The organism is Kitasatospora sp. NPDC093679 (assembly GCF_040683455.1).
Lineage (GTDB): Bacteria > Actinomycetota > Actinomycetes > Streptomycetales > Streptomycetaceae > Kitasatospora > Kitasatospora arboriphila.
Genome location: NZ_JBFBDW010000006.1, coordinates 212943 through 219070 on the forward strand (window position 1 = coordinate 212943; position 6128 = coordinate 219070).

Genomic DNA, 6128 nt, shown 5'->3' on the forward strand with positions numbered 1-6128 from the left:
ACCCATTCACTTTTGCGTTGATCAATCTTTTGGGTGATAATCACTCACTTTTGAGTGGCCGCGTGCTGATGTGACGGTGGCTCGCTACTCCGAGGGCTCTTCGCCACCCCGACAGCACCTCGCTGCTCCGACGGCCCCTCGCAGCTCGGATGACCCTTCGCCGCTCCGACTGCCCTTCGTCACTCGGCGGCCCGCTCACTGCCGCAAGCGCTGTTCGCCGCCCATGGCGGCATGTGCCGACCCGACAGGACCGACTTCCCGTCCGGCGGCAACCTTTCGCGCGTCGGTGGCAACCCGGGGGCAGCAAGGCGCCGATTCGAAGGAGGCTCCCCCATGCCCGGCCCCGCCCCCGAGAGACCGTTCGACCCGTGCCGTCCGTCCGTGCCGCCAGCCCGCGCCGGGGCGCGCGCCGCCCGGTCGGGTACGAAGGGGTGACGGCGCTGGGCACGGCACCCGCCGCCGACCCGCTCGGTCTCGGCCGGCGGGGCCGCACGACCTGGTCGGCACCCCTGCGACCTGCGGCGACGACTGGGGCACCCGGTGATCCGACGGTGGGAGCGATTGGTAGGCTGCCGCCCTCCCTACTGATTGAGAACGCTCACAACGGATCGAGAGGTCACGCCCCGGACATGATCGCCGATGATGCGTCCGCGGAGTTCCACGACTTCTTCGAACGCCACCACGCCGAACTCGCCCGGCTCGCCCATCTCCTGACAGGCGAGGCGGACGCGGCCGACGACCTCGCGGCGGACGCCATGGTTGCCCTCTGGCACCGCTGGGACCGGGTCCGCGGCGCGGACCACCCCGTCGCCTACGCCCGCGGCGTGGTCGCCAACCTCGCTCGCGGCCGGATCCGCACCGCCGTCCGCGAGCGGCGCCGGGTGCTGCTGTTCTGGTCGCACCGCTCCGAGCGGACGGACGGGCCGGACGTGGCCTCCGTACTGGACGTCCGGGCGGCGCTGGCCCGGCTACCCTTCCGCAAGCGGGCCTGCGTGGTGCTCCGGCATGCCATGGACCTCTCCGAGAAGGAGACGGCCCTGGCTCTCGGCATCTCGGTGGGCACGGTGAAGAGCCAGACCTCCAAGGGAATGGCGGAACTGCAACGGCTGCTCGGCGACCGGGCCGGCGAACTGACGGGAAGGAGGAGCTGATGGACGAGTTGCGCCGACAGCTGCGCGAGGCCGCCGAGGCCCACCGGCCGGACCGGGAGCGCATGCTCGCCCGCGTCGAGCGGGGCATCGCCTCCTCCGGCGCCCTGAACGCCGACGCCTCCGACCCGGCGGCCGGCCGCCACCGGGTACGCCGCGGCCTGCTCTCCTGGCCCCGGATGGCGCTGGCCGGGCTGGCCGCGACCGCGGCCCTGGCCGTCGGCGGTCTCGCGGTGGCCGCGATCGCCCAGCGACCGCAGACGCCGCCCGCGCCGTCCCCCTCGCCGAGCTCCGCAGCGAGCACCGCCCCGCCGTCCACCGCGCCCGAGGCGCTGCCGGCGCCGACCTCCGGGTCCCGGCCGCCGTCCGGCGCGCCCCGACCGAGCGCCTCGACGTCCCCCTCCGCCTCACCCTCCTCCGCCCGGCCGACGACGTCGGCGAGGCCCGCCGGGAGCCGGACGGAGGACGGCCCGCTGTGGGCGGACGGCTCCGTCGATCCGCACAGCACGGACTTCTGGGCGCAGAGCAACGTGACCTTCAAGACCCGTGAGGTGCTCACCGCGCTGACGCTGGAACTGCACGTGCCGCAGACCGGCGGGGTGAAGGACACCGGCCACTGGCAGACCCTGTCGGCGGACGACTTCACGGTGACCGTCCGGGAGGAGGGCGGCGTGCTGGTCTACCGCTGGGTGCTGAAGGCGGGCCGTACGGTCCCGGTCGGCCAGCACGTCTTCGCGGGCCAGTACGGGCACGACGCCGGCGGGCGGGACGCGGGCGGCGACTGGTACCGGATCGACGCCGCGACGGCGGGCGGCCGGGCCTCGGTCTGGGGCGACTTCGCCCGCACCGGCTGAGCCGGCCGTCCGGCGAGGGGCCGGGTTCCCGCCGTTGTCGCGCGGCCCGGTGTCACGCGCGGTGACGGCGGGGCCCTCGGCGGGTGCGTCCGGTGGCCGTCGGGTGGCCGTCGCGTTCCGGGAGGGCGGAGCCGGGGCGTGCCGGCGGTCCGCCGTCTTGGTGTCGTGCGCAGGTCAGGCGAGGTCGGGGCCCTGCCGCCCACCCGCCGATCAGGCGCGACCCCACCCTGGCCGGAAATCGCCCATTGGCATGAAAGTTGCTGCAAGACTTTGCAGCACTTCGGACCGCCGCTCGCCTCCGACGCCGCACGCGAGCCCCGGCCTCCCCCTCCGCGGCGCCCCGCGCCGCCATTCGACCTGGAGGACAACGGACATGACGCTCCCCCAGCCGCACCCCACCGCAGCCCGGCTGCGACCCCTCCTGCTACTCCCCGCCCTGGTCACGGCCCTGATCGCGAGCCTGCTCCTGCCCGCCACGGCCGCCCGGGCCGCCACCGGCGGCACCCTCGGCACTCCCGTGCACCTGCAGGTCACGGCCGCCACCGAGTACGGGGACACCGTGCTGGTCTCCGGCAGCACCGCCGAACTCGGCGCCTGGGATCCGGCCACGGCCGTCCCCCTCACCACCGACGCGCGGAGCTACCCGACCTGGTCGGTCGACCTCCTGCTGCCGCCCGGCGGCCAGCTCACCTACAAGTACCTGAAGCGGACCGCCGCGGGCGCGGTGGAGTGGGAGTCGATCCCGAACCGCTCCGTCTTCCTCTCCGGCACCGGCGGCGAGACCACCCTCTCCGACCGCTGGAACGTCACCGGCGAGCACCCGCTCACCGCCGTCTTCACCGCCACCGCCTCCACCACCTGGGGGCAGACCCTGTACGTCTCCGGCGACCTCGCCGAACTCGGCGCCTGGGACCCGGCCAAGGCCGTCGCACTCAGCACCAGCCACGTCGTCTACCCGGAGTGGACCGGCATCGCCTCACTGCCCCCGAACACCGCAGTCCGCTACAAGCTGCTGAAGAAGAACGCCGACGGCACCGTCGTCTGGGAGGACGGGCCGAACCACGCCACCGTCACCCCGCCGACCGGCACCCTCGTGCTGCACGACAGCTGGCGCTGAGCACCCGGCCGCTCCGGCTGCCCGGCCCGGTCCGACCGGGCCGGGCCGGGCAGCCGCTCGCTCGCCGGCCTACGACGACCGGCCGGCGCTCACCGGCCTCGCACCGCGGCGGCGCACTCCTCACAGACCCGCTGGGACCACCGGGAGGGGTACCAGACGGCGGCGTCCTCGGCGGGCTGCCAGGGGTCGCGTTCGAGGCCCGCGGTGTCCGAGCCGCAGAAGGTCCGCCGTTCGGGGCCGCCGTCGGCGGCGACCGGGGCCGCGTGCACGACCAGGGCCGCGCGGCCCTCCGAGGCGTGCTCGCCACCGCCGAGATCGTGGACCGTGCCCGGTTGCTCGATCTCCAGCATCACCACCAGCGCCGTCATCCTTCGAGCTTCCCGCGGACGGACCGCGGCCGCACCTCGCGCCGGGCCTCACCCGCCCGCGCGGCACCCGGAGGCCCGGCAGAGCCGTCCTCCGGGGACGAATCAGGCAAATCGCACGATACTGAAGCCATGTCGCAGAACACCCAGCACGAGCCGTCACGTCTCACGGTCAAGGGCCGCGAGGTGCGACTGCGCACCATCGCGGTCGGCGTCATCGCGGTCCTCGCCGTGTGGTTCATCGCGGTCAACACCGCGTCGGTGACCATCACCCTCTGGGTCTCCGACGTCACCATGCCACTCTGGGTCGTCCTGACCGTGACCATCCTGGTCGGCATGCTGATCGGCGTGTTCCTCGCCCGCCGCCGAGCCGCCCGCAAGGGACGGTAGCGACCCCGACGAGCCCGCGCCTCCGCCGCCCCGGGCCCCGTCCGGGAGTGACGGGGAGGCGCCGCCCGACCGGGGCCGGTCGCGGCCGCCCGGTCCCAGCCGCCGGTCCCGGCCCCAGGCCACGAACCGGACCACCAGCCACAAGTCACGGGCCGCAAACCACGAGCCACAGGCCTCGAACCATCAGCCACGAGCCACGGACGGGGGCTACCGGCCCAGCACGGCTCCACCGTTGACGCCGATCACCTGGCCCGTGATGTAGCCGGCCGCCGGCGAGGCCAGGTACGCCACAGCGGACGCCACGTCCCCGGGGGTCCCGGCCCGGCCGACCAGGGTGTCGGCGATCTTGCGGGCGTGGAAATCCTCCGACCACCCCGCGCCAAAGATCTCGGTCTCGGCGACGTAGCCAGGGGCCAGGACGTTGACGGTGATCCCGTCCGGGCCGAGCTGTCGGGCCAGGCCGAAGGCCCAGCCGTGCAGGGCGGCCTTGGCCGCCGCGTAGGAGCCGGCCGAGTGCGGGCCGGCGCCGCCGCGCTGGGCCGCCGCCGAGCTGATGACGATCAGCCGCCCGCCGGGGCGGCGCAGCCGGTCGGTGAGGGCCGTGGTGAGCAGGACGGCGCTGAGCAGGTTGGTGTCCAGGTCGTGCCGCCAGGCCGCGGCGAGGGCGTCGAGGCCGTCGTCGGCGGGCGGGGTGATGATCGCGCCGGCGTTGTTCACCAGGACGTCGACCGGCCCGAGCGCGCCGATCGCCTCGGCTGCCACGGCCACCTGGGCGGGCACGGTGAGGTCGGCGGCGATTGGGACGGCCTCCGCTCCCGGTACGGCCTCGGCGATCTCCTCGCAGGCCCGTTCCAGTACGTCGACGCGCCGGCCGACGACCGCCACCCGGCACCCCTCGGCGGTGAGCGCACGAGCGACGGCCTTGCCGATCCCCGTACCGCCGCCGGACACCACCGCGACCCGTTGCACCCCTGCGCCCCCTCGGTCCATGATCGAATCGTGTCGGGCCAGCGTAGCTCCTGACGGCCCGTCGACCACCCGGAGTCGCGGAAGGGGTCGCGAGGGGGTGCCGCCGACCCGCGCGGCGGGACCGGGGCCCCGGGAATGCGGTTGATCACCGATTGGTTTAATCGTAAACTACAAAGGCCGCGAGACCCGCGGTTCGATCGAGGAGGCAGGACCCATGGCGATTCGCGTGACGGACAATCAGGACAGCTCCCGCTTCGAGATCTTCGACGACGAGGAGCTCGCGGGCTTCGCCGAGTACCACCGCTACGGCACCGAGCTCGCCTTCATCCACACCGAGGTCGACCCGAAGTTCGGCGGCCGCGGCCTGGGCGGCAAGCTCGCGCAGGGCGCGCTGGACGCCGCCCGCGAGCAGGGCGCCGCCGTGCTGCCGTACTGCCCGTTCATCCGCGGCTGGATCACCAAGCACCCCGACTACGCCGAGCTGGTGCCGGCCGCCCAGCGCGACCGCTTCGGCCTGTGACCGCGCCCCGGACCGGGCACTCCCCCGAGGACACCATGGACACCACCACCGAGGCCCCCGCCTTCGTCCGCTCCGCGGCGGCCGTCGCCACCAGCACCGGCGAGGACTACCGCGTCGAGATCCGCTCCGGCCACCACAAGCTGGCCGCCGACGAACCCCCGTCCGCTGGCGGCGCCGACACCGCCACCACCCCGGTCGGCCTGCTGCTCTCCGCACTCGGCTCGTGCACCGCGATCACCCTGCGGATGTACGCCCAGCGCAAGGACTGGCCGCTGGAGACCGTCCGGGTGCACCTCGGCTACGAGAAGGGCCCGGAGAAGAGCGTGCGGATCACCCGGCGGATCGAGCTGCTCGGCGACCTCGACGAGGCGCAGCGGGCCCGGCTGCTCGACATCGCCGACCGCACCCCGGTGACCCGGGCGGTCCGCGGCGGCACCCCGATCGTCGAACAGGCGCACCACGGCGCGGTGCGCTGGCAGCACGCAGCCGGTGCGGGTGCCGGTGCCGGTGCCGACGGGCAGGAGGCCGGCCGCCATGAGTGACCTCGACCTGCGCCCCACCCCCACCACCTGCGGCGGCAACCGCGCCGAGGGTCCGGTGCGGGACCTGCTGGTCGCCCGCGAGACAGCGCTCGGCGGATCCACTGTGGTGCGCCGGCTGCTGCCGAGCATGGGGCGGCGGATGGTCGGTGCCTGGTGCTTCGTCGACCACTACGGCCCGGACGACATCGCCGACGAGCCCGGCATGCAGGTGCCCCCGCACCCG

Annotated in this window: 8 protein-coding genes and 1 pseudogene; 7 read left to right on the plus strand and 2 right to left on the minus strand. The window is 74.3% G+C overall.

What is annotated here, in order from left to right; translation table 11 throughout:
• The first annotated feature begins 629 nt into the window (after window positions 1-629).
• The 3 genes from AB0O09_RS08185 to AB0O09_RS08195 all read left to right on the plus strand — a co-directional run bounded on the left by AB0O09_RS08185 (window position 630) and on the right by AB0O09_RS08195 (window position 3119).
• Window positions 630-1151 (plus strand): SigE family RNA polymerase sigma factor, encoded by a 522-nt coding sequence (locus AB0O09_RS08185; RefSeq protein ID WP_363540738.1) that lies wholly within the window; start codon window positions 630-632, stop codon window positions 1149-1151.
• Window positions 1151-2002: a hypothetical protein gene (locus AB0O09_RS08190; RefSeq protein ID WP_363540739.1), complete on the plus strand. Its 852-nt coding sequence runs from the start codon at window positions 1151-1153 to the stop codon at window positions 2000-2002. Before AB0O09_RS08185 ends, AB0O09_RS08190 begins: the two co-directional genes overlap by 1 nt.
• Window positions 2003-2375: 373 nt before the next feature.
• Entirely contained in the window at window positions 2376-3119 is a 744-nt protein-coding gene (locus tag AB0O09_RS08195; protein WP_363540740.1) for a carbohydrate-binding module family 20 domain-containing protein, read from the plus strand.
• Window positions 3120-3208: 89 nt separating this feature from the next.
• Here AB0O09_RS08195 and AB0O09_RS08200 read toward each other — a convergent pair whose 3' ends face one another.
• Complete coding sequence (locus AB0O09_RS08200; protein WP_363540741.1) at window positions 3209-3487, minus strand: hypothetical protein; 279 nt, start codon at window positions 3485-3487, stop codon at window positions 3209-3211.
• 129 nt (window positions 3488-3616) lie between these two features.
• Here AB0O09_RS08200 and AB0O09_RS08205 point away from each other — a divergent pair, with 129 nt between their 5' ends.
• Window positions 3617-3874 (plus strand): LapA family protein, encoded by a 258-nt coding sequence (locus tag AB0O09_RS08205; protein ID WP_363540742.1) that lies wholly within the window; start codon window positions 3617-3619, stop codon window positions 3872-3874.
• Window positions 3875-4081: 207 nt separating this feature from the next.
• Here the strand turns inward: AB0O09_RS08205 and AB0O09_RS08210 are convergent, their stop codons facing one another.
• Window positions 4082-4864 (minus strand): SDR family oxidoreductase, encoded by a 783-nt coding sequence (locus AB0O09_RS08210; protein ID WP_363540743.1) that lies wholly within the window; start codon window positions 4862-4864, stop codon window positions 4082-4084.
• Window positions 4865-5057: 193 nt separating this feature from the next.
• Here AB0O09_RS08210 and AB0O09_RS08215 point away from each other — a divergent pair, with 193 nt between their 5' ends.
• The 3 genes and pseudogenes from AB0O09_RS08215 to AB0O09_RS08225 form a co-directional block, all read left to right on the plus strand.
• Window positions 5058-5363, plus strand: a complete 306-nt coding sequence (locus tag AB0O09_RS08215; RefSeq protein ID WP_344622960.1) for a GNAT family N-acetyltransferase — start codon at window positions 5058-5060, stop codon at window positions 5361-5363.
• A 35-nt stretch (window positions 5364-5398) separates the two neighbouring features.
• Complete coding sequence (locus AB0O09_RS08220; RefSeq protein WP_363540744.1) at window positions 5399-5905, plus strand: OsmC family protein; 507 nt, start codon at window positions 5399-5401, stop codon at window positions 5903-5905.
• Window positions 5898-6128: pseudogene (locus AB0O09_RS08225) on the plus strand (pirin family protein); the annotation flags it as partial. The gene AB0O09_RS08220 and the pseudogene AB0O09_RS08225, both read left to right, overlap by 8 nt.